At 41.7% G+C, this 25,275-nt stretch carries 18 protein-coding genes; 4 read left to right on the forward strand and 14 right to left on the reverse strand.

Going from position 1 to position 25,275, the window contains the following annotated elements:
* Positions 1–53 precede the first annotated feature (53 nt).
* The 3 genes from ubiA to pgi all read right to left on the reverse strand — a co-directional run bounded on the left by ubiA (position 54) and on the right by pgi (position 3,423).
* Positions 54–908, reverse strand: a complete 855-nt coding sequence (ubiA, locus tag PROVALCAL_RS07515) for a 4-hydroxybenzoate octaprenyltransferase (RefSeq protein ID WP_006658580.1) — start codon at positions 906–908, stop codon at positions 54–56.
* 74 nt (positions 909–982) lie between these two features.
* Positions 983–1,486, reverse strand: a complete 504-nt coding sequence (gene ubiC / locus PROVALCAL_RS07520; RefSeq protein ID WP_006658581.1) for a chorismate lyase — start codon at positions 1,484–1,486, stop codon at positions 983–985.
* Positions 1,487–1,776: 290 nt separating this feature from the next.
* Positions 1,777–3,423 (reverse strand): glucose-6-phosphate isomerase, encoded by a 1,647-nt coding sequence (pgi, locus tag PROVALCAL_RS07525; protein ID WP_006658582.1) that lies wholly within the window; start codon positions 3,421–3,423, stop codon positions 1,777–1,779.
* Between the two features lie 360 nt (positions 3,424–3,783).
* Here pgi and lysC point away from each other — a divergent pair, with 360 nt between their 5' ends.
* Entirely contained in the window at positions 3,784–5,151 is a 1,368-nt protein-coding gene (gene lysC / locus PROVALCAL_RS07530; protein ID WP_036968598.1) for a lysine-sensitive aspartokinase 3, read from the forward strand.
* Between the two features lie 84 nt (positions 5,152–5,235).
* Here the strand turns inward: lysC and PROVALCAL_RS07535 are convergent, their stop codons facing one another.
* From PROVALCAL_RS07535 to metH, 4 genes are all read right to left on the reverse strand, one after another.
* Entirely contained in the window at positions 5,236–5,481 is a 246-nt protein-coding gene (locus PROVALCAL_RS07535) for a hypothetical protein (RefSeq protein ID WP_006658584.1), read from the reverse strand.
* Between the two features lie 354 nt (positions 5,482–5,835).
* A complete protein-coding gene (locus PROVALCAL_RS07540; RefSeq protein WP_006658585.1) occupies positions 5,836–7,395 on the reverse strand; it encodes a tetratricopeptide repeat protein in 1,560 nt (519 codons plus the stop codon).
* 194 nt (positions 7,396–7,589) lie between these two features.
* Positions 7,590–8,177: a hypothetical protein gene (locus tag PROVALCAL_RS07545; RefSeq protein WP_006663385.1), complete on the reverse strand. Its 588-nt coding sequence runs from the start codon at positions 8,175–8,177 to the stop codon at positions 7,590–7,592.
* Positions 8,178–8,231: 54 nt separating this feature from the next.
* A complete protein-coding gene (gene metH / locus PROVALCAL_RS07550; RefSeq protein ID WP_006658587.1) occupies positions 8,232–11,915 on the reverse strand; it encodes a methionine synthase in 3,684 nt (1,227 codons plus the stop codon).
* Between the two features lie 257 nt (positions 11,916–12,172).
* Between metH and iclR the strand changes: the two genes are divergently transcribed.
* On the forward strand, positions 12,173–13,003 hold the full coding sequence (gene iclR / locus PROVALCAL_RS07555; protein WP_006658589.1) for a glyoxylate bypass operon transcriptional repressor IclR: 831 nt from the start codon (positions 12,173–12,175) through the stop codon (positions 13,001–13,003).
* Between the two features lie 36 nt (positions 13,004–13,039).
* On the opposite strand, the gene PROVALCAL_RS07560 is transcribed toward iclR, so the two are convergent.
* The 3 genes from PROVALCAL_RS07560 to PROVALCAL_RS07570 all read right to left on the reverse strand — a co-directional run bounded on the left by PROVALCAL_RS07560 (position 13,040) and on the right by PROVALCAL_RS07570 (position 15,799).
* Positions 13,040–13,927, reverse strand: coding sequence for an N-acetylmuramoyl-L-alanine amidase (locus tag PROVALCAL_RS07560; protein WP_006658590.1), 888 nt, complete (start codon positions 13,925–13,927; stop codon positions 13,040–13,042).
* 325 nt (positions 13,928–14,252) lie between these two features.
* Entirely contained in the window at positions 14,253–14,531 is a 279-nt protein-coding gene (locus PROVALCAL_RS07565) for a helix-turn-helix domain-containing protein (protein ID WP_006658591.1), read from the reverse strand.
* A 410-nt stretch (positions 14,532–14,941) separates the two neighbouring features.
* A complete protein-coding gene (locus PROVALCAL_RS07570; protein WP_006658592.1) occupies positions 14,942–15,799 on the reverse strand; it encodes an N-acetylmuramoyl-L-alanine amidase-like domain-containing protein in 858 nt (285 codons plus the stop codon).
* A gap of 171 nt (positions 15,800–15,970) precedes the next feature.
* On the opposite strand from PROVALCAL_RS07570, the gene edd reads away from it, so the two are divergent.
* Both edd and PROVALCAL_RS07580 read left to right on the forward strand, forming a co-directional pair.
* Positions 15,971–17,821 (forward strand): phosphogluconate dehydratase, encoded by a 1,851-nt coding sequence (gene edd, locus PROVALCAL_RS07575; RefSeq protein ID WP_006658593.1) that lies wholly within the window; start codon positions 15,971–15,973, stop codon positions 17,819–17,821.
* A 25-nt stretch (positions 17,822–17,846) separates the two neighbouring features.
* Positions 17,847–18,485: a bifunctional 4-hydroxy-2-oxoglutarate aldolase/2-dehydro-3-deoxy-phosphogluconate aldolase gene (locus PROVALCAL_RS07580; RefSeq protein WP_006658594.1), complete on the forward strand. Its 639-nt coding sequence runs from the start codon at positions 17,847–17,849 to the stop codon at positions 18,483–18,485.
* 44 nt (positions 18,486–18,529) lie between these two features.
* Here PROVALCAL_RS07580 and aceK read toward each other — a convergent pair whose 3' ends face one another.
* From aceK to metA, 4 genes are all read right to left on the reverse strand, one after another.
* Complete coding sequence (gene aceK, locus PROVALCAL_RS07585) at positions 18,530–20,272, reverse strand: bifunctional isocitrate dehydrogenase kinase/phosphatase (RefSeq protein WP_006658595.1); 1,743 nt, start codon at positions 20,270–20,272, stop codon at positions 18,530–18,532.
* 105 nt (positions 20,273–20,377) lie between these two features.
* Positions 20,378–21,685: an isocitrate lyase gene (gene aceA / locus PROVALCAL_RS07590; protein WP_006658596.1), complete on the reverse strand. Its 1,308-nt coding sequence runs from the start codon at positions 21,683–21,685 to the stop codon at positions 20,378–20,380.
* Positions 21,686–21,753: 68 nt separating this feature from the next.
* Positions 21,754–23,352 carry a malate synthase A gene (aceB, locus tag PROVALCAL_RS07595; protein ID WP_039861765.1) on the reverse strand — a complete coding sequence of 533 codons (1,599 nt, stop codon included), beginning with the start codon at positions 23,350–23,352 and terminating at the stop codon, positions 21,754–21,756.
* Positions 23,353–23,718: 366 nt separating this feature from the next.
* Positions 23,719–24,648: a homoserine O-acetyltransferase MetA gene (metA, locus tag PROVALCAL_RS07600; RefSeq protein ID WP_006658598.1), complete on the reverse strand. Its 930-nt coding sequence runs from the start codon at positions 24,646–24,648 to the stop codon at positions 23,719–23,721.
* Positions 24,649–25,275 lie beyond the last annotated feature (627 nt).

The raw sequence follows: 25,275 nt of genomic DNA on the forward strand, positions 1-25,275 counted from the left end.
CAACAAAAAAGGGTAATGCATTTGCATTACCCTTTTTTTATCCATTTCACTGATTAGAAATAGCTGACAACCATACCGAAAAACAGAATTAAACCGACATAGTTATTATTCATAAACGCTTTAAAGCAGGGAGCTCGTTCACGGTTTATCATCAATTGCTGCTGATAAACAAACAACGCAGCGGCAAGCACCAATGAGCCATAATAGACAAGACCTAAGTTGGCTAAGACACCTATCACAACCAGTAGTCCTATCATCACAACCTGCAACAGCCCAATGATACGTTTGTCATATTGACCAAATAAAATGGCTGTCGACTTCACACCAATTTTTAAATCGTCATTACGGTCAACCATGGCATATTGTGTGTCATAAATCACTGACCAGATAATATTGACCAAAAACAGTAACCAACACACTAAAGGTAAAGACTCACTAACTGCGGAGAACCCCATTGGGATAGACCAGCCAAATGCAGCACCCAAGACCACTTGAGGTAAATGACTTACGCGTTTCACAAACGGGTAAATCCACGCTAACGCTAACCCCGCTACCGATAACCAAATGGTCATGGTATTTAAGGTCAAAACCAACAAGAAGGAGAGTCCCACCAACGCAGCGAATAAAATTTTCGCTTCTTTTTCAGTGACATCGCCGCTCGGTAATGGGCGATGCTTGGTTCTTTCCACATGTCCATCAAAATGACGATCAGCAAAATCGTTGATAACACAGCCTGCGGCACGCATAAAAAATACACCCGCCGTAAAGACAATCAGGATATGCAAACTTGGCGAGCCTTGGGCCGCAATCCACAGCGCCCAATAGGTTGGCCACAGCAATAAGAGTGAACCAATAGGTCTATCAATACGCATTAAACGGCTGTATGCATGCCATTTACTTAGCGCCATACTTCCCTCCACGTTGTCGTGCTCCTTTATGCTTCTATTTTACCCATAAACGTCATTTGAATTATGTTAGATAGTTATCTATATGCAGGTGATTCAGGTAAAAATATTTCGGTTAATAATAATGGTTTTTGGGACAGTCTAAGTAAGGAACGGCGAACCCAGCGGTCAGCACTGGTGCCCATTTCAATATAATCTCGGGTTAGGTGTTCATGACTAAAGAGATAGCGCCCTAATGGGACTCGCCCAAGCTCGACTAATTTTTTGTCATTATCGGTGAGCGTCTCTTCTGGGATCAGCGTTCTGCCAATCAACCAAGGGATATTATCCCCATACATAATCACTTCCCGTAGCCAATAACGCTCACTAATTGGTAAGCATTTTTGTTCGTCGGTGGTGAGCATATCCAGTGAGATATAGCGTTCTAAATAAGGTATCACCGTCACTTTCTGACAATGCTGCTCAAACCGTTTGGTCATCGACCTTTGCTCTTGCAACCAACCTAATACATTTTCAGGAACACTCTCTTCGCCTTCTACGAACCAACTTATAGGATGAGAGGTAAAAATCGTTTCATGCATTCAATCAAATTCCACCATAGAAATTATGGTTATCCCCTGATTGCTACTCTAGCGTGTTAAAGCCACAACCAGCATCGTTCATCTAAATTATTGGGCGATAGAATAGCACGTTGTGATAGTGCAAGGTTAAAGATAGATAACAATTTATATAAAAAGTCACTAATTCAACACAAATTGTGAAAATTTTGTAAAAAATATTTGATTTATAATGAGTTAGCTCAGATACCATATTTTATTAGGATACTAATAGCCTGCCAATTACAGGCTATTAGTCGCTTAAAAAAACGTCATTAACGCCAGTTTTTATAGCAATTAATCAAGCCATTCGTTGAGCTGTCATGGCTGGCAACAGCCTGACTATTTTCCAACTCTGGTAGAATTCGGCTCGCCAGTTGCTTACCTAATTCCACACCCCATTGGTCAAAGGTGAAAATATTCAAAATTGCGCCTTGGGTGAAAATTTTATGCTCATACATCGCAATCAGCGCACCTAATGAGTACGGGGTAATCTCTTTCAGCAAAATAGAGTTAGTTGGGCGGTTACCTTCAAATACTTTGTAAGGTGCAACATACTCCATCTCTGCTACCGTTTTACCTTGTGCTGCAAATTCCGCATCAACCACTTCGCGGGTTTTACCGAATGCTAACGCTTCAGTTTGTGCAAAGAAATTAGAAAGCAGTTTATCGTGATGATCGCCTAATGGGTTGTGAGTCACCGCTGGTGCAATAAAATCACATGGGATCATTTTAGTTCCTTGGTGGATCAGCTGGTAGAATGCGTGCTGACCATTAGTCCCTGGCTCACCCCAAATAATCGGACCCGTTTGGTAGGATACGGCATGACCATTTCGGTCGATGTATTTCCCATTCGACTCCATATTGCCTTGTTGGAAATAAGCAGCGAAACGATGCATGTATTGATCGTATGGAAGAATCGCTTCAGTTTCTGAACCAAAAAAGTTGTTATACCAGATGCCGATCAGCGCTAACAATACGGGGATATTACTTTCTAGAGGGGTTTGCGTGAAGTGTTTATCCATCGCATGAGCGCCGCTCAATAATTGAACGAAATTATCATATCCCACGGATAAAACAATTGATAAACCAATCGCTGACCACAGAGAGTAACGACCACCAACCCAATCCCAAAATTCGAACATGTTATTGGTATCAATACCAAATTTTGCAACTTGTTCACTGTTGGTTGATAACGCAACAAAATGCTTCGCAATATGCTTTTCATCTTTAGCGAACGTCAATAACCACTCACGAGCAGAGTGCGCATTGGTCATGGTTTCTTGAGTCGTAAAGGTTTTGGATGCGATGAGGAAGAGCGTCGTTTCTGGATTGAGGTCTTTCAGCGTTTCCGCAATTTGAGTGCCATCGACGTTAGAAACAAAATGCATATTCAAATGGTTTTTATAAGGACGTAGCGCCTCAGTCACCATGAATGGACCCAGATCTGAGCCACCAATACCAATGTTCACAACATCCGTAATTGCTTTACCAGTGTACCCTTTCCACTCACCACTAATAATACGCGCGCTGAACTGTTGCATCTTTTCCAGTACGGCATTCACGTCTGGCATAACATCTTTGCCATCCACCAGCACCGGTGTATTGTCGCGATTACGCAATGCCGTGTGCAGTACCGCACGGTCTTCGGTGCGGTTGATTTTTTCACCACTAAACAGACTTTTGATAGCATCTTCCAGTTGCGTCTCTTTGGCTAATGCCAAAAGTTTGTCTAATGTGTCTTGCGTAATACGGTTTTTGGAGAAATCCACTAAGATTTGATCATCAAAAGTGGCAGAAAACTTCGTAAAGCGCTGTGCATCTTGTGCAAATAAGTCACGCATATGCACATTTTTCATTTCTGCATAATGCTGCTCTAGCGCTCGCCATGCCGCCGTTTGGCTTGGATTGATACTTTTCATGGATAACACTCCCAAAACAATTTCAAATAAAAATAGATTGTAACTCGCAGAGAACACGAAGCTTATCGGTTTTCTGCGTTCTCATAATTTGCTGTCATTAAGTCTATTCTCCCAAACCTAACACCAACTGTCATCTCATACCCGAAAAGGTATTGAGAAAACCGATAATCTTTTATCCATCATTAGAATTACTGATTTACCTTGATTCATCATTGACGATACGTGCCAAAGTCGATAAATCTATTACTCCAACGTATTTCAAGCTGTTGATGTCTTACCTGATTCAGCCAGCACCACACGAATTATTTTGGATTTATGCACTATTTAAAGATAGGCGGTTTAATTAAAGGGATTGAGAAAATGAATACAGTAGCTGGCAGTAATCAGTTTGTTATCGCAAAATTCGGCGGCACTAGCGTCGCTAACTTCGATGCCATGAATAAAAGTGCGGATATCGTACTGGCAAATAACCATGTGCGAGTGGTTGTACTCTCTGCTAGTGCGGGGATCACCAATTTGCTCATTGAACTTGCCGAAGGTTGTGACACTGATAAACGTAACGAGCTACTGCAACAAGTTAAACAGACTCAATATGACATTATTGAACATCTGCAAACGGCGGATGTCATTCGCGAAGAAATTGACCGCTTACTTGAAAATATTGCCCATTTAGCTGATTCAGCCTCACTTGCCACCTCCGATGCCTTAACGGATGAAATGGTCAGCCACGGCGAAATTATGTCGACCTTATTGTTTGTCGAAGTATTACGCCAACGTGGGGCATCTTCGCAGTGGTTCGATGTCCGAAAAGTAATGAGAACCAACGAACAATTTGGTCGTGCTGAACCGGATCTTGAGCAGCTACACGTACTTGCTCAGCAGCACTTGCTACCCCGTTTAGACAATTCCATTATTATCACCCAAGGATTTATTGGTCGTGATGCCAAAGGACGCACAACTACATTAGGTCGCGGAGGCAGTGATTACACCGCGGCGCTTCTCGCTGAAGTATTGAATCTGTCTCGTGTGGATATTTGGACTGATGTTCCGGGAATTTACACGACCGATCCTCGTGTAGTCCCAAATGCTCAGAAAATCGATGAAATCGCTTTTGACGAAGCCGCCGAAATGGCAACTTTCGGGGCAAAAATTCTGCACCCAGCGACATTATTGCCAGCCGTACGTGCGGGGATCCCTGTTTTTGTCGGATCAAGTAAAGCGCCAGAAGCTGGCGGCACCATTGTAAGCGATAAAACGGAAAACCCACCACAATTTAGGGCGTTAGCACTACGTCGCAAACAAACATTACTGACATTGCACAGTTTGAAAATGCTGCATGCTCGCGGTTTTCTTGCTGAAATATTTACTATCTTACTGCGCCATAATATTTCAGTCGATTTGATAACCACCTCGGAAGTCAGTGTGGCGCTCACTTTAGATACAACGGGCTCCACCGGCACGAATGGCAGTTTACTGACCAATGCCTTAATGACGGAGTTATCGGCTCTGTGTCGTGTGGAGGTTGAAGAAGACCTTGCGCTCGTCGCAATCATCGGTAACCAGCTGTCACAAGTCAACGGGCTCGGTAAACAAATTTTTGGGGTGCTGGAGTCATTCAACATTCGCATGATCAGTTACGGTGCGAGCAGCCATAATATCTGCTTGCTTGTCCCCGGTAACGATGTGGAAGAAATTGTGCGTACTTTGCACAGCAATCTTTTTGAGTAAGCGTCTGTTAGAATCACAGTGAGATAAAAACGATAACGGGCAATCTTTTGATTGCCCGTTTGACTTGATGATAAAGAAATAAAGCTAGCGGCTAAGGAAAGACGTAATTAGCCCGCTAAAAGTTGACTCTCCCGCAAAAGCATAGGTACTTTTCAACTCTTCTCCACGAATATCAGCAAAGCGTGCTAGCGCTAATTCTTTGGTATTCGCATCTATCTCTTCAAACTGCTTTTGGTAACCCGCATTCAGCAACTCTGCCGCTGCTTGGCTTTCCGTCATCTCCAACGCAACCACTTCGTCGGATTTAATAAAAAAACAATAAGTGCTCATTTGACACCTCATTTTTTCATACTCAAAAAACAACTAAACTCGTTCTACTCTAATAGAGATATTCACAACAAATACTCAACAAAGAACCAGTTAATAAAACTATACTTCATTATTTAGGTAAATAAAAATACCATCCTAATTCACAAAGATTGATAATTTTTATGGTGTTGTAAATCGGTAATGTCTTTTAAAAAAGACATCAGAAAAAGTGCAGTTAAAATAATTATCAATAATATCAGAATGATATTTTGAAAATATGGTAATACAGTAAAATGTATATTAATGATTAAGAAGCCAATAACATCAATAAGACTATTGGCTTACAGAAGTCAATGGATCAAGGATGTTGTTCATTCATTTTTTAGAAGGTAATGAATTTTTTACACTTTCCGTGTATTCCAGCATGTTGGCTTTCGCATCTTGGTTTTTTTCCAATAATGCTAAGTTATTTTTTGCGGTCACATTCCCTAATTTATCTGCTCGCTCAAACCACATAATGGCACGGAAGATATTCTTGCTCCCGCCTTCCCCTCTCGCATACATCACACCGAGGTTATTTTGCGCATCACTGTTTTCATTGAAAGCGGCAGACTCTAAGAGCGATCGTGCTTTTTGGCTATCTTGTTGAACGCCAGTTCCTGTCAGGTAAAAAATTGCTAACTGGTTTTTGGCATCCATATTGTCTTTCTCAGTGGCTTGCAGCCACTTAACAATTTGCTGGATATCGACGTCCTTAATCTGACCGGCTAGGTATAAATTGGCGAGTTTTAATTGAGCTTCAACAATGTCTGAATCCGCAAGCTCCATATACCATTGAATCGCTTTGACCATATCGGGCTTAATACCACCCAGTCCTTTTTCATAATACTCCGCCACTTTCATGGCACCTTCAGCGGATTCATTATCTGCCGCCATTTGATACCATTTGAATGCTTCACTCAAATCTTGCCCAACGCCGTCACCTTGTTCATAGGCTTGCGCTAACGCATATTGCGCAGCTAATTCACCTTGCGTCGCGGCACGTTTATACCAATAAACGGCTTGGTAGCTATTTTGTTCAACTAACGGCGGATGACCTTTATGATAAAAATCACCCATATTTTTTTGTGCAACTGGTGAGCCCATATTCGCTGCTTGGCGATACAGATAAATTGCCGTACTTTCATCCTTTTCCATCCCTTCGCCGTTTTCATACATTACGGCTAAGTTATTGACTGCGGAAGCCACACCATTACTTGCACTGCGCTCATACCATGTCAGCGCTTTATCATAATCAATATCACCACCGAGCCCATCGTGGTAAAAAAGACCAATCGCAAACTGTGCATATTCTTGCTCTTGCTCAGCCGCTTCATAATACCAAGCACGGGCTTGTTTATAGTCTTTTTCGACGCCTAAGCCGCGCTCAAATAAATAGCCCATGGCGTATTGGCAATATGCATCACCTTTTTCGGCGCACTTGCGATACCAGCTCTCCGCTTGCACATAATCGTTTTTCCGCTGTGCCAGCATACCAATATAATAATCGCCATCATTACTATTTAAATCAGAGGCTTTTTTAAACCAGTAATACGCTTTATTTTCATCAGCATCGAGAAAATCAGTACCATCTAAATAAGCAACGCCAACATCAATCATGGCATCTACTTTGCCCGCATTTGCGTCTTTAATACGACTTTGAAAATCAGTTGGCAGATGGGTTGGCTCAGTCACTTCAAGCGCTTTAGGAAAAGGTTCCACTAATGCTGAATCCGCCTGAGGCGCTAAAACCACAGGGGTAATATTCGGGGTTGAAGACGGGTTATCGACCACTTTTGAAGATTGATGATGAAATTCACCCGACTCTATTGGCTCTGCTTGCACATAAGGGGCACAGATAATGCAGAAACTAAATAAGAGAGAGGGTAATTTCATGACATATACTCACAGCTTGGCATTGACCACTGCTATATAAGATATCATTCCCATACAAAAATCATAAGGACTATAAGTCGAAAATAAGCAAATGAAGTGAATATTTAAGAAAATAATTTGGGTGATTATCGTAATTGGTCACAAAACGAGCTAATCACCCTCTTATTATTCATTGAAGGGTTTAATTATGGGAATTAATTAACGCGATACCCGCCATGTTTACTCGCAAATAAATTAAATTTACCCCATTCAATTAAAATCAATTCCAATTGTTGGTGGCTAATTTTACATAGCGTCGATATTTGAGAAACCACAAAATGGTTTTCACTCACTAATTCTGCAGAAAATACCTCAGCAATTAATTCGCTTTCTTTTGCTGTAATTAACCAGCCATCATTAGTCGCGAATTTATGAACCGGAACCATACCTTCTTTTGGGCTTTCTTTAGAGAGTAACTTCTCTTCCGCTTGCTGAGCTTGATAGAATGCATCAATCTCCTCTTGCGAAGGAAGCGGCTCAACTCGCTCTTGGTTTTCTAAGAACAGATAAATTTCTTCCGCTCTCGCTGGCGTTAACTCACTTCTTAACCAAATTTGGTTAAAGCAATGTTCCGTCAATGAATCTTCAGTATCCAGCTTATCCATAATTTGCAAAATGCTCATCATGGCACTCACCGCACTTTCACTCATGAAAAATGTGTCTGGTGCTGCACTATTTTGGATCTGATAAGGATAAACTGCCGAAGACGGCAATTTTCCTTCAATTATAAATTCATAGCTCATCATTTGCTCCCAATAGATTTCTTACCTATAAGATGGAGGCGAATAACTGAAAAATCAATCCTCTGGATCATACCCTAAGTTCGGGGCTAACCAGCGCTCTAATTCCGCTACGGTCATGCCTTTACGTTTGGCATAATCTTCAATCTGATCTTTTTGCACCTGCGCCACTGCAAAATACTTACTGTCAGGATGACTAAAGTACCAACCTGATACGGATGCCCCCGGCCACATTGCATATGAGCTAGTCAATTGCATTCCAATTTTGTCTTCGACATTCAGAAGCTGCCAGATTTTTTCTTTTTCCGTGTGTTCAGGACAAGCTGCATAGCCAGGAGCAGGACGGATCCCTTGATAATTTTCACGGATGAGTTCTTCGTTACTCAGGCTTTCATCGGGTGCATAACCCCAATATTGCGTTCTCACCTGTTGGTGCAAATACTCAGCAAAGGCTTCTGCTAAGCGATCTGCCAATGCTTTAACCATAATTTTATTATAATCATCGTGGGCATTTTCATATTGTTCCGCTAGCGTATCTTCCTCTAACCCGCCTGTGACGGCAAACGCACCAATATAATCCGCTTTACCGCTCTCTTTCGGCGCCACAAAATCAGATAAACAGTAATTTGGAAAATCCGTTTTCAGTGTCTGTTGGCGTAAATTAAGTGACACCGCTTGCACCTGATCCCGTTCGGAAGAGCGATAGATCTCCACATCATCAACAACACGATTTGCAGGAAAAATCCCGAAAATTCCTTTGGGTGTGAGTAAATTTTGGCTATCTAGCTTATCGAGCATCGCATTCGCATCCGCCAATAATTTACGCGCCTCTTCCCCTACAACTTCATCTTCTAAAATACGAGGGTATTTGCCTGCCAATGACCACGTCATAAAGAATGGCGTCCAATCGATATAATCACGCAATATCTTAATCGATGCAGTCACTTCCTGAACGCCTAAGAATTTAGGGACCGGTGGCTGATAATGTTGCCAATCAATCTTCACTGCATTTGCACGCGCAACCTCTAATGGAACGGGCGGTGTTCTTGGCTTTTTGCGTCCGTGTTGCTGACGTACGGTGTCATATTCACGGCGCGTTCGCGCAACAAAGTCATTCTTTTGAATGTCTGAAAGTAACGCAGCGACAACACCGACTGTGCGAGACGCATTTTGCACGTACACAGTTGGTCCGGAATAGTTTTGTTCAATTTTCACCGCGGTATGTGCTTTCGAGGTTGTCGCCCCACCAATCAGCAGTGGCAATGTAAATCCTTGACGTTCCATTTCTTTTGCCACATGCACCATCTCATCCAACGATGGCGTGATGAGTCCCGATAACCCAATCACATCCACGTTTTTCTCACGAGCCGTTTTCAGGATAGTTTCACATGAAACCATGACACCTAAATCAATGATTTCATAGTTATTACATTGTAAAACGACTCCCACGATATTTTTCCCTATATCGTGTACATCACCTTTAACGGTGGCTAATAAAATTTTACCTGCGCTACTTCCAGACTGTTTTAATTCTTGAATATACGGCTCTAAATACGCGACAGCTTGTTTCATCACACGGGCTGATTTTACCACCTGTGGCAGGAACATTTTGCCTTCACTAAAGAGATCCCCGACCACGTTCATCCCATTCATCAAGGGACCTTCAATCACTTCAATCGGGCTTGCGGCTCGCTGCCGCGTCTCTTCCGTATCTTGAATAATAAATTCGGTAATTCCTTTAACTAACGAATACTCAAGACGCTTTTCAACTTCCCAACTACGCCACTCCGCTTGTTGAATTTGCTGCTCTTGTCCACCGCTCCCACGGTATTTTTCCGCCAGCTCTAACAGCCTTTCAGTCCCATCGTCGCGACGATTCAGAATCACATCTTCCACAGCATCTTTGAGCTCAATAGGAAGATCATCATAAATCGCCAATTGCCCCGCATTGACGATCCCCATATCCATACCGTTTCGGATTGCGTGATACAAAAATACAGCGTGGATCGCCTCACGCACAGGATCATTACCGCGGAATGAAAAAGAGACGTTTGAGACCCCACCAGAGATCAAAGCATGAGGTAATTGATCTTTAATATCTTTGCAGACTTCAATAAAATCAACCGCATAGTTATTGTGTTCTTCGATTCCTGTCGCTACTGCAAAAATGTTCGGGTCGAAAATAATATCTTCCGGTGGAAAGCCGACGGTTTCGGTTAAAATTTGGTAGGCGCGTCGGCAAATCTCAATTTTACGTGCTCGCGTATCTGCTTGCCCCACTTCATCGAACGCCATGACAACCATAGCAGCGCCGTATTTACGAACGAGTTTTGCATGATCAATAAATGCATCGATTCCCTCTTTCATCGAAATAGAGTTCACAATCCCTTTGCCTTGAATGCATTTGAGCCCTTTTTCGATCACATCCCATTTCGAGGAGTCGATCATAATTGGCACACGAGCAATATCCGGTTCACCCGCAATCAAATTCAGAAAACGTACCATCGCAGCATGGGAATCTAGCATTCCCTCATCCATATTAATGTCGATAATCTGCGCGCCGTTTTCCACTTGTTGGCGGGCGATATCAAGCGCTTCTTGGTAATTTTCTTCTTTGATTAAGCGCTTAAATTTCGCTGAGCCGGTAACGTTAGTTCGTTCCCCTACGTTCACAAACAAAGACTGTGCACCGATATTCAACGGTTCTAGACCGGATAACCGACATTCCACAGGAAGCGTTGGCAACTGCCGAGGTTTTACTCCCTCAACAGCTTGTGCCATTTTTTGAATATGAAGCGGCGTTGTTCCACAACATCCACCGACAATATTTAAAAATCCGGCCTCTGCCCATTCACGGATTTGCTGAGCCATATTTTGGGCATCAAGATCATATTCACCAAACGCGTTTGGCAATCCCGCATTTGGATGGGCGCTTACATAGCATTCTGAAATACGAGATAATTCAGCGATATATTGACGAAGTTCATCAGGACCTAAGGCACAATTAAGCCCAAAAGAAATAGGCTGAGAATGGCGCAGAGAATTATAAAATGCTTCCGTTGTTTGCCCTGATAACGTCCGCCCCGAGGCATCCGTAATTGTGCCAGAGATCATCACCGGCAAATGGATCCCTAACGCTTCAAACTCCGTTTCAACTGCAAAAATCGCGGCCTTGGCATTCAACGTATCAAAAATAGTTTCGATCATGATCAGATCTGCACCACCTTTAATCAGCGATCGCGTGGACTCCCGATAAGCTTCCACCAGCTGATCAAACGTGACATTACGAAATGCCGGATCATTCACATCCGGAGAAATGGAGGCAGTGCGGTTTGTGGGTCCAAGAACGCCAGCAACATAACGCGGTTTTTCCGGCGTTTTACGTGTCCATTCATCAGCACATTCACGAGCAAGACGAGCTGCGGTCTCGTTAATTTCAGCAGAAAGGGCTTCCATTTTATAATCCGCCATCGCGATGATGGTGGAGTTAAACGTATTGGTTTCAATAATATCCGCCCCTGCGGCGAAATATTGGTTATGAATATCACGAATAATGTCAGGCTGAGTGAGGACAAGCAGATCGTTGTTGCCTTTAAGATCACTGGACCAATCGGCAAAGCGCTCTCCTCGGAACTGCTCTTCGGAGAGTTTATGGCGCTGGATCATCGTTCCCATTGCACCATCAAGGACTAAAATTCTATTTTTTAATTGTTGTTCTAATTGGTTTTTCTTACTGGACACTGCACTGTCCTCCTGAAAAATGATAATCCTTCGGCCCCATCAGCCCCACATAACGATATTGCTAAACCATCAATAAATTGAAAATAAACTAAATTTGTATAAATCACATCCTATCACAACTTAAGATTGGAAAATTATTCGTCATGATGAGAGTTTCTCAGGTTGCCAAAGATCGACTTTTTGCTGATCCGATGAGTATTTTTGGGTGAAATCATTCATAATAGAAACGAATATTCATTCCTGTCAGGAGACACTTGATGGCGGCTTCACCAATTACTAAAAAAATAAAGAAGGCAAAGGGACCTGCAAGTGGGGCAACTGCTGCCGGACAAGTTCAATCCTTAAGCCGTGGGCTGACGCTTTTGGAATACATTTCCGAATCAACTGGTGGGATCGCTCTCACTGATTTAGCCCTTCAAGCAGGTTTACCTAATTCCACCACCCACCGTTTATTAATGACCCTCGAACAACATGGTTTCGTGCGTCAAACAGGGGATCTCGGATTATGGGTGATAGCTTCTCATGCCTTTATCATCGGCAGTAGCTTCCTTGAAAGTCGTAATTTATTAGCCCTTGTGCATCCTATATTACGTCGTTTGATGGAAGAATCTGGTGAAACGGTCAATTTAGCGATTTTGGATCACACTGAGTATGACGCGGTGATTGTTGACCAAGTGCAATGTAACGCATTAATGCGCATGTCAGCCCCTATTGGCGGAAAGCTGCCTCTACATGCCTCCGGCGCGGGAAAAGCCTTCATTGCCAACTTACCCGAAGAGCAGTTGATTCCTTTACTCAGTAAAAAAGGCTTACATGCCTATACACCACATACTTTGACTAACCCATCAGCATTGAAAGACAATCTGCAACAGGCTAAAAAACAAGGATTTTCTTATGATGATGAGGAACATGCCCTCGGATTAAGGTGCATAGGTGCTTGTATTTATGATGAACATAAAGAGGCATTTGCGGCGATCTCTATTTCAGGTCCACTTTCGCGGATCACGGATGATCGTGTGACTGAGCTTGGCGCGATGGTGATCAAAGCTGCTAAAGAGATCAGCCATGAATATGGTGCCAATCGCTAAATCGCAAAAGTGCGGGAAAATCCCGCACTTGCTTATCTAATCACCCTGCTGATTAGACGAGGCTTCTGGCTTGTTCGATTTCAAAGATTGTTTAAATTTCGGCATATTACGATATTTTTCAATCAATGCTAAAGCGATGGCTTCTGTTTCAGCATCAGGTCGCCCATCAATATCCCGCGGGCGGTAATGCATTTGGAACGCCCGAAGTGTCTGCTTAGTTTCTTTATCCAGCTTACCTGTCTGTGGGATCCCCGCATAACCATAAAATTTCAAGGCTTTTTGTAGATTTAGCACATTCACAGGCGCATTAACTTGCCGGTCCGCCAAATATTTAGTGACTGTTTGAGGATCTGGCCAAGCTCCTATTCCATGTAGCGCTAATGATTGCCACGGAAATGCGCGACCAGGGTCTTGCTTACGTAATGGCGCAATATCACTGTGGCCAATGACATTTTCAGGTGGGATATCATAGCGTTGCATAATATCTTTCAGTAATGGAATTAATGCATCAATCTGTGAATCATTAAAAGGTGGCCATATATCTTGACCATTTTTTCTCACAAAACCTTCATTAACAATCTCAATACCTATCGAGCTATCATTAAGACCATGATGATACTGCCAACGGCTATCGCCTGCATGCCACGCTTTTAAACGTTCAGGAACAAGCTGCAAAATTACCGGTTGACCATTTTTTTGCGCAGGTTGGCTCGGAATGAGGTAGTGAGAGCTTACCTTTCCTTTCGTCAAAGTTTTGATTGAATGAGCATCATCAGAAACAGTGTAATGTAGAACAATGAACTGAATACGTTCGCTGGTATTCTGTGACGGGTAACTCTGGTCGAGATAGTAACCCGTTTTTGAAGGTGTCGTTGAACAACCGACGAGTAGGAATATGACAAATATCCATATTGCCCTAACCATTTAAAACAGCCCTTTTTCCATGTTGAATTGCCGCACATTTAAGCACACCGCCCTCGATAAAACCATGAGAACTTTTCACTAAATTTAGCTTAAATATGAACTAACACGGTGAAAAAACGAATTAAATGTATCAATAAAGGCAAAGTAAGAATATTTTTATAAAAAATATTAATCTAATTTTATCGTTATCTGCTTTTATCATTTAAAAGCAGAATCGTCAGAACGTGATAATTCATTACTTAATAATAATAAAGAATTAATAATTAAAATCATTTAATCATTATAGTTTTTTTAAACTATCGGATAGTCTTCCCATTTAAATAAATTAAAAACTTGCTAACATGACTTCTTCAGAATTATTTTTTTCTTTTTCAAATTGCCGAGCTATCATCGTTGTAATTTCATGAATATCCATTTCAAGTAAAATAGCAATCTCGATTAATTTATCTAAACTAAGCTTATTAACGCCAAGTTCATATCGAGATACTTGCTGCTGGCTAAGTTGGATAATAGTCGCTAATTCCTGCCCTGATAATCCCTTACGAACCCTTGCCTTACGAAGATGGTTGCCAAGTAAAGCATAAATATTTTGTTTTTCTGACATGTACACACTCACCTCACTCTAAATAAAACTCCATCAAACATTAACGGGCATTATAAAAACAATCTATTTTTTTTAAAATAGATATAAACAATTGAATTAATGCTAATTGATAGGAATTCGAATGGGGTAGTCTGTAATTAAATCTATCATTTTACAACTCTAGGTTGTAATTCATTGCTTTATAAAATATTTTTCAACTTAGCTATATTATTTATTTTATTCAAAAAAATTATTAAAATGCCTTTATTTTCATAATATTTTACAATTTAAATAGTTATGGCAATAATTGGTAACTAAAAATCACTTGTCTTTACGATTACATTTTATTTTAAAAATTAAACTTTATTTAAAATAATAATCATCTAAAACTAAATAGCGATAATTACATTACTTAGCTTTTCGTGCTGATTTTATCTAAATACTATCATCCCGCTTTTCCCCTGAAGATAAGAAAATAACTCCACATCCATGACACGTAAATTTTTTCGTTGTGAAGAAGCATGACGAAATATAACCTTATCACCACTTCTAATAACAATGCCTACATGGCTAACATCTAATCCTGATGTGGGAGAATAAATACCTACGTAATCCCCTGTTTTTAATAGTTGCAGCACATTTTTATCAATAAATTGAGTCGGAATATATCGAATAACTCTCGGCTTTATTTTAATTGTCGGAATAATCAGTTCACCGTTACTTTTTTTATTGAGCTGTTTATTTACCGAAATTGTATGAGGGCTCAGCTGTGTCGTAATATCAGTGGCAATTTTAGAATCACCTTGTGCCCAATCCGAAAAGAAATGGCGACGCTGATTAAATGCCACATGAGCATCCACATAACGAATTTTTTCTAAATTGGATACAAACTGTTCAGCATCATCTGCATGCTTAAAAGCTTCGCTATACTCGATGAATGTCATGCAATCCACCGCAGTTAAATCAATAATCAGTCGTTCAGTAGAGAGTGCATTCATATTAAGAGTTTGATTGTTATAGGGTGTTCCTAATAAAGTGGTGGTCGCATTGACTATTTTTTGCTCTTCATGCCCCTGTTGGCTGGACAAAATGGCCATCTCTAAGACGCTATAAGATCCTATGGTTAATACCACGTCTGGCACTTCCGTGGCGTGAACAACGTGGGTATACGACCACAATACGCCCAACAGCCACCCAAGTTTCTTCAGCCTTCTCAACCCCGCCATATTTTCCCACTTTATGTTTATATAACCGCTATTAACCAACTCATTATAGTTATTATTTATCATTCTGTTAGGCTGAAAAAGCCACGATTATTCCCAAAATATCGATAATCCTCTTATTGATTCAGATCACAGATATGTCGAAATCTTCATTTTGATCATTGCAACCATTGTGTTTTCATTGAACAATGTTACCGGTAACATAAAGAGTACTGTTTGTATAATGGAGCCATTATCATGAGCAAAAATATTTCTGGAGTCACTTCTTCAACAAAGGTTAATGACACCCTTTTACAGATCACCAAACGCATTATTGCGCGCTCTAAAGACACCCGAGAAGCCTATCTCGCCAAAATTGAGCGTGCCCGTAGCAATACGGTACATCGCGCTGAATTAGCGTGTGGAAATCTGGCTCATGGTTTTGCGGCTTGCCAAAATGAAGAAAAAAGTATTCTCAAAAGCATGACCCGCTCTGATATTGCCATCATCAATTCCTATAACGATATGCTTTCAGCACATCGTCCCTATGACCGATATCCTGATCAACTTAAGCAGGCTCTATTGGAAAATGGCGCAATTGGCCAAGTCGCCGCAGGTGTTCCTGCCATGTGCGATGGCGTCACTCAGGGTCAAGATGGCATGGAGCTTTCCTTACTGAGTCGCGATGTTATTGCAATGTCCACTGCCATCGGGCTTTCACATAATATGTTTGATGGCGCACTCTACTTAGGTATCTGCGATAAAATCGTTCCGGGATTAATGATGGGAGCCCTCTCCTTTGGGCATTTACCCGCTGTTTTTGTGCCAGCAGGTCCTATGAGTACGGGCTTACCAAACAAAGAAAAAGTCAAAGTTCGCCAGCTATATGTCGAAGGAAAAGTCGATCGTAACGCGTTATTGGAGGCTGAAGCGGCTTCATATCACAGCATTGGTACCTGCACATTTTACGGTACCGCCAACTCTAATCAGATGGTCATGGAGGTCATGGGGCTGCATTTACCAGGCGCTTCTTTTGTTCCCCCTGATTCACCATTGCGCGATGAACTGACTCGCGCCGCCGCGCGTCAAATTACGCGGTTGACCGAACAATCTGGAAACTATTTACCCATTGGTAAGCTCGTCGATGAAAAAGTGATTGTAAATGGTATTGTGGCTCTACTGGCGACAGGAGGCTCCACTAATCTCACAATGCACCTTGTGGCAATTGCCCGTGCAGCGGGGATCATTATCAATTGGGATGATTTTTCTGATCTTTCTGCAATTGTTCCCCTTATTTGCCGAATTTACCCTAATGGTCAAGCGGATATAAACCAATTCCAAGCTGCTGGCGGCGTTTCGTTATTGATCCGACAATTACTTGCCAAGGGCTTACTCCATGATGATGTTCACACCATCGCAGGATTCGGGTTATCACGCTATACTCTCGAACCTTGGTTAGATAACGGTCAATTAGCATGGCGGGAAGGCGCAAAAAGCTCTTATGATCTTGAAGTGATCGCTGACATTGAACACCCTTTTTCTCATCACGGTGGGACGAAGCTATTGTCTGGCAATTTAGGGCGTGCGGTGATGAAAACTTCTGCCGTTCCTGTTGAAAATCAAGTCATTGAAGCACCCGCTATCGTATTCAATAACCAAAATGACATAGCACCGCGTTTCGAAGCAGGAGAGCTAGATCGGGATTGTGTGATTGTGGTTCGCTTCCAAGGACCTTCTGCGAATGGTATGCCAGAATTACATAAATTAATGCCACCGCTCGGGGTATTATTGGATAAAGGCTATAAAGTCGCATTAGTCACTGATGGTCGATTATCAGGGGCATCTGGTAAAGTCCCTTCTGCCATTCATGTGACGCCAGAAGCTTACAATGGTGGGTTGCTTGCTAAAGTTCAAGATGGCGACTTAATTCGCGTGAATGCATTGACCGGAGAAATCGAGCTCCTTGTCGATAAAGCAACACTATCCGCTCGCCAACCTTACCAAGCCGACCTATGTGCAGAACGAATTGGCTGTGGCAGAGAGCTATTTGGTGCATTAAGACAACATTTATCCGGTGCCGAAGAAGGCGCTTGTAGTATTAATTTTTAGCTTATACCGCTTAATAGGATTAATTATGAATAATTGGAAAATGACCGCTGAAGAAGTTCTAAAACAAGGTCCTGTCGTTCCTGTCATCGTGATCAAAAAACTTGAGCAAGCCGTTCCTTTAGCAAAAGCGTTACTAAAAGGCGGTATCAACGTATTGGAAGTCACCCTGAGAACAGAGTGTGCTATGGAAGCTATCCGATTAATTGCAGAAGAAGTCCCTGAAGCCATTGTGGGTGCAGGAACAGTCATTAATGCAAAACAACTCGCTGAGGTCACCCAAGCAGGCGCTCAATTTGCTATCAGCCCAGGATTAACCGATGAGTTACTAATGGCTGCGAGCCAAGGTAGCATTCCATTAATTCCCGGTATTTCAACCGTATCTGAATTGATGGCAGGTATGAACTACGGGCTCAAAGAATTCAAATTTTTCCCTGCTGAAGCCAACGGTGGTGTAAAAGCCTTGAAAGCTATTGCGGGTCCATTCTCTCAAGTTCGCTTCTGCCCAACAGGCGGCATTTCTCTTGCTAATTACCGCGACTATCTCGCACTAGAAAGTGTGCTGTGCATTGGCGGTTCGTGGTTGGTTCCTGAAGATGCACTTGAAAGTGGTAACTACGAGAAAATTACCGAACTGGCACAACAAGCTGTCCAAGGTGCTCAATAAATTGCTCGCCATACAGTGGGTCATTGTGGCCCACTTTCTATCTACTAAGCTGCTGAAATAGTTTGCTTAAATCGACGGCAAAAACGTTTCTCTTCTGAGTAAGCAAAAACATCTTCTACATACCCATCCAGAATACGCTGTTGTAATTTTTGCCAATAATCCGCGCTAAACAGATCCCGATGATGTTCCAGCAAATAATCCCGAATTTTTGGATCTTGGCATAAGAATTGAGCAAACTCTTCTGGAAAAACATCCTGCTCTCGTATGCTATACCAAGGCTCGCCAGATAGCTCTTGTTCAGGGTAAAGCGGTTCAGGGATACGACGAAAATTAACCTCGGTCATATAGCAAATTTCATCATAATCATAAAACACCACGCGACCATGGCGTGTCACACCAAAATTTTTAAATAACATGTCGCCAGGAAAAATATTGGCAGCAGCTAATTGCTTGATAGCACAGCCATACTCTTCAATAGCGTGATACAGCTGCTCATCCGAAGCTTCATCCATAAAAATATTCAATGGGATCATCTTACGCTCCATGTATAAATGGCGAATTAAGATTTTATCTCCCAGATCTTCAACTTGGGATGGTGCTTCTACCAATAATTCCGTCATCAGCTCATCGCTCACAAAACGCTTTTCGATGATAAAATTCTCAAACTCTTGCGTATCTGCCATCCTGCCCACTCGGTCATGCTCTTTGACCATCCGATAACACTCAAGCACCCGTGCTTTAGTGACTTCTTTTTGTGGCGCAAATTGATCTTTAATGATCTTAAATACGCGATCAAATGAGGGAGCCGTAAACACGAGCATGACCATCCCTTTCACCCCTGGCGCTAAAGTAAATTGCTCTTTTGAGAAATTTAAATAAGCCAAATACTCTCGGTAATATTCAGTTTTTCCATGCTTTTGACAACCAATCGCCATATACAGCTCAGCAATAGACTTACTGGGTAAAATCTCACGTAACCAGAACACTAATCCAGCCGGAAATGGCGCATACACCATAAAATAAGAACGTGCAAAACCAAACACAATGCTCGCGTCATCAAACCCTGTTAAACAGGTATCTATGTACATTAACCCTTGCTCATCATGATGAATTGGCAACAAAAATGGGTGTACCTGCTGATTGATATACAGTTTTCCAACTAACCATGCGGCTTTATTACGATAAAACAGTTCATTGGCAACATGCAGCTGAGCACCTTGTTCGACAATCTCAGGGAAACGCAACCTCAATATTTTTATAATACATTGAATATCAAAGGTTAAATCTCTCCACATCAAGCGAAGAGGTAAGCCACTTAGTATTCCTCGTAAAACATTTTCCATATTTCCATCAAGGTTATACTCACGCGCTAATGGTCTCGGTAAGGTACAAAAGCGCCTCGCGGGTTGCGAAGTGAAGATGAACAGGTTTTCCTGAGTGAGTTGTCGATGCTGAAACAACCGACAATAAACGGAATTAAAAAAGCTTTCTGCAATTTCAAAACGAGGGTATTCCGGCAATAATGTCGCGTAAACCTGTTTGATCCGAGCCAAATTATGTGGACTCAGCGTTTGTATTAGTCCCATACATTGCAGTTGAGCAACAACGAGCCCCACATGGTGGTCATACAGTTTGATCCTTTGTTTCATGGCATGTTGAACAGCATGCCAGTCGCCACGCTCAAAGCGTTCCTGTGCACCGGAGGTAATTTCAAGGAATCGCCCATATTGTGCATCAAAGCCTTGTAAAATGGTTTGGGCAATGATCTGTTCATTTTCGAAGGTCATCTTTACTCTCCCAATAAAAAACAGGCACTTGCGTGCCTGAAAAGTAGATAGATACACCAATGTCAACAACACACCGACCAATAGGAACCGTCTGTTTCTCCCTATTTAAAATTGCTCTTCTTCAGTTGACCCCGTTAACGCCGTGACTGAAGAACTTCCCCCCTGAATAACTGTGGTCACTTTATCAAAGTAGCCCGTTCCCACCTCTTGCTGATGCGAAGAGAAGGTATAACCTTTATTAATCGCGGCAAATTCACACTCTTGAACCTTATCAACATAGTGTTTCATGCCTTCACCTTGAGCATAGGCATGAGCAAGGTCAAACATGTTGAACCACATGCTGTGGATCCCAGCTAGAGTAATAAACTGGAAGCGATACCCCATATCTGAGAGTTCTTGTTGAAAACGTGCAATCGTGCTGTCGTCTAAATTTTTCTTCCAGTTAAATGATGGTGAACAGTTATATGCCAGCAATTTACCTGGAAACTTGGCATGAATGGCATCCGCAAATTGACGCGCGGCTTCCAAGTCCGGCTTAGACGTTTCACACCACACTAAATCTGCATAAGGGGCATAAGCGAGACCACGACTGATTGCTTGCTCAATTCCTGCCGTTGTGCGGAAGAAGCCTTCAGCAGTGCGCTCACCAGTAATAAAAGGCTCATCATAAGGATCGCAATCTGAAGTTAATAAATCGGCTGCATCCGCATCTGTTCTCGCGATTAAGATGGTTGGTACGCCAGATACATCCGCCGCCAAACGAGCTGCAACTAACTTCTGAATAGCTTCTTGAGTCGGAACCAAGACTTTTCCACCCATATGGCCGCATTTTTTCACTGCCGCCAATTGATCCTCAAAGTGCACTGCGGCTGCCCCCGCTTCAATCATATGCTTCATTAATTCAAAGGCATTCAAGACTCCACCGAAACCCGCTTCCGCATCCGCCACGATAGGTAAAAAGAAATCGATATATTCTTGGTTATCAGGACCGATGCCATTCGCCCATTGAATTTGGTCAGCTCGGCGAAATGTGTTGTTGATTCGCTGAACCACATTAGGGACTGAATCCACAGGGTATAACGACTGGTCTGGATACATACTAGAGGCGGAGTTTGCATCCGCAGCGACCTGCCAACCCGATAAATAAACTGCTTCAATGCCGGCTTTCGCTTGTTGCAAGGCTTGACCACCTGTTAATGCGCCCAATGCATTCACATAACCTTTTTTCGCGCCACCGTTCAGTTGCGCCCAAAAGCGCTCTGCACCTTTACGAGCCAATGTATGTTCTGGATTAACCGAGCCGCGTAGCTTAATCACTTCCTCAGCAGCATAAGGACGAGTGATACCTTTCCAGCGCGGTTTTTTCCATTCATTTTCTAATTGAGCAATCTGTTCTAAGCGCGATGTTGTCATGATTTACTTCCTTTATTGTTGTCAGTCTTTGTAGGGTAATGAAATATTGTGTTTATTTTTAAATCTTATTAATCAAGTAGTTGGTAACCAGGGATGGTTAAAAACTCGATTAGATCATCTTGGGTCGTGATCCGTCGCATCAGCTCACTTGCTTCACGGAAACGCCCGCTTTGAAAGCGATGATCGCCAAGCTCTTTTTGAATCACTTGCAGCTCTTCATCCAGCATCTCTTCGAACAGAGCTTTCGTCACCTTCATGCCGTTTGATAGCGATTTGCCATGACGAATCCATTGCCAAATTGAAGTACGCGAAATTTCAGCTGTAGCGGCATCTTCCATTAATCCATAGATAGGTACGCAACCATTTCCTGAAATCCACGCTTCAATGTATTGCACAGCTACACGAATATTGGCACGCATTCCCGCCTCAGTTCTTTCACCTTCACAAGGCTGTAATAGCTGATTTGCAGTGATTTCATCATCATTTTCACGGCGGATATTCAGCTGATTTTTACGTTCGCCTAAAGCTGCGTTAAACACCTCCATGACGGTATCAGCTAAACCAGGATGCGCTATCCATGAACCATCATGACCATTGCGTGCTTCCAACTCTTTATCTGCTTTCACTTTGGCAAGAATGGCTTGGTTTTCCTGTGCATCTTTACTTGGGATAAAAGCGGACATTCCCCCCATTGCAAACGCACCGCGACGATGACAGGTTTTGATCAACAACCGTGAATAGGCACTTAAAAATTCCTGTGTCATTGTGACGACTTGTCTATCTGGCAAGACACGGTCAGCATGCTCTTTTAGTGTTTTGATATAGCTGAAGATATAATCCCAACGACCGCAATTTAGCCCCACAATGTGGTGACGCATGTGGTATAAAATTTCATCCATTTGGAAAACAGCAGGTAATGTTTCAATTAATACGGTTGCTTTGATAGTGCCCCGAGGAAGGTCAACAAAATCCTCTGCCGCACTAAATACATCACTCCACCACTGAGCTTCCTGCCAAGACTCGAGTTTTGGAATATAGAAATAAGGTCCACTTCCCTTCGCTAGTAAGGCCTGATAGTTATTAAAAAAGTAAAGTGCGAAATCAAACAATCCTCCGGGAATTGGTTTTCCGCCAACCAGTACATGCTTTTCATCTAAATGAAGACCTCGAACACGAGCAATCAACACCGCTGGATTTGATTTCAGTTGATAGACTTTGCCATTTTCATTGGTATAAGAGATTTCCCCTGTAATCGCATCGCGCAAATTGATTTGCCCATCAATCAGTCTTTCCCACGATGGTGATAAAGAGTCTTCGAAATCTGCCATGAACACTTTTACGTTAGCATTCAGAGCATTGATCACCATTTTTCGATCAACAGGTCCCGTAATTTCAATTCTGCGATCTTGTAAATCATCAGGAATATTTTGAATCTTCCAGTCCGAATTTTTAATGGAATCAGATTCCATAATAAAATCAGGTAGCCCACCTGAATCAATTGATTTTTGGCGTAGCACTCGATCTTTGAGCAATTGCTCTCTTCGTGGTAAAAACTCATCGACAAGAAAAGACAAAAAACCAATAGAATCAGTATCTAATATGTTTTTAGCTTGCTGTGAAAATGCTTTTGTGAATGTTAAATCTGAAATAGATAATTGCTGATTCATTGTTCTACCCTCATTCATGGCTGGCTATGAATTAAGAGTAAACTCAAAAAACAAATAAATCAAAAACGGTTTCCATTTTATTATAAAGTGCACGTATCGCCATGATTATAAACAATTTATTTATAAAAATGATTTTGCTATTAATTTCTATAGATAGAATTATTTTGTTAATATTTAGTTAAATCATAGTGTTATATCTATTCGGATATTTTATTTTTTAATAACAGAAAATGAGTTAACCAAATTATTTTAGTTATCGATTCATCTATAAATGAGGGGATATTTTTGATTTAAAGGCTAAATAGTTTTGATTATTTAGCCTTATATTCTGAGATATGACCAGTTAACTGGAATTAAGTCGCTTTTTTAATCTAATGTTGGTTCCATATGACTAAGATCGAACGGTGTGATCTGATACACATAATAGTTGAGCCAATTAGAGAATAAGAGATGACCATGACTACGCCAACGAACTTCTGGTGAGTTATTCGGATCATCATTTTTAAAATAATTACACGGTAGATCGGGCGTGATCCCCGCATCAACATCGCGCCAATACTCTTGAGATAATGTTTCTGCGTCATACTCTGGATGCCCAGTGACAAAAGCAAGACGTTTATCTTTTGATGCAAATAAGTAAGCTCCCGCTTCAGGGGAACTGGCCAAAATATCCAGATCTGTATGCTGGCGAATATACTCTTCAGGAAAATCAGCATAGCGAGAATGTGGAGCATAAAAAGATGCATCAAACCCTCGAGTCAATAAAGCATAGGGCTCTAATGTTTCATGGGAATAGACACCTGAAAGTTTTTCTTTACGAGTTAATTTAGGTAGACCATACAGTACGTTAAGTGCAGCTTGAACAGCCCAACAAACAAACAGCGTCGATGTTACATGCGATTTTGCCCATGCAATAACACGCTCTATTTGTTCCCAATAGCAAACATCAGCGAATTCCACCAAACCAAGGGGAGCCCCTGTGACGATTAACCCATCAAAATTTTGATGTTGGATATCTTCAAAATCACAATAAAAATTGTTCAAATGCTCCGTAGGCGTATTTTTAGATTCTCTCTGATCGATGCGTAACAGCTGAATATCAACCTGTAACGGAGTATTTGATAGCAGCCGTAAAAACTGGTTTTCAGTTTCAATTTTCTTCGGCATTAGATTTAATATCAATACTTTCAAGGGACGTATCTCCTGAAGGCTAGCTCTTGTCGTGGTCATGACAAAAACATTTTCTTCACGCAAGAAATTAACCGCTGGTAGCTCATCAGGCAGGCGAATTGGCATCGTTCATCCCCTTAAAAATATACTTTATACGTTTAGACTTCTAGAATGCTAAATAATCTAACCAATGTGGACCTTATTGTCGAGCGTTTAAGGACAAGTTGAAATAATTTCAAGCAATAGACGTTGTCATGGGAATACCTACAGTCTAACAAATTGGTAACCTAATGATATCCAGACTTTTTATTACAGCGTAATACCTAAAATGGCTTAGATTTTTTTGTACTTAAATAGAGAAAGTGTTTGAGTACATTAGAACGTTCAAAGGAGAATTTTATGTTATTTACGAGGTAGGAAGTGACTACAGAGATTATTTTACATTGATAATCTTCTAACGGTCAGAGCAGACAGGAACCAAACTGTCTCCCCCACTCGCGTACCACACTAAATTGCAAGTAACCGTTATGATGAGAGCTGGTGAATCCCTCTTTTCAGGGGTGAGATAGGAAATACCTGAAAAAATACACACTGGTTATCTGTGCTCCATTGTGATGCAGGCTCACTCAAAAACTATTTCGTTCAAATAAATCAAGGGAATCCGGGATAAATCGGCATCAATATAGCCTCTCATCGCATACAGTATAAATTACACGCTCTAAATTCCGCTGGTATGCCACGCTAAATAAGGAA

This window comes from Providencia alcalifaciens DSM 30120, from assembly GCF_000173415.1.
Lineage (GTDB): Bacteria > Pseudomonadota > Gammaproteobacteria > Enterobacterales > Enterobacteriaceae > Providencia > Providencia alcalifaciens.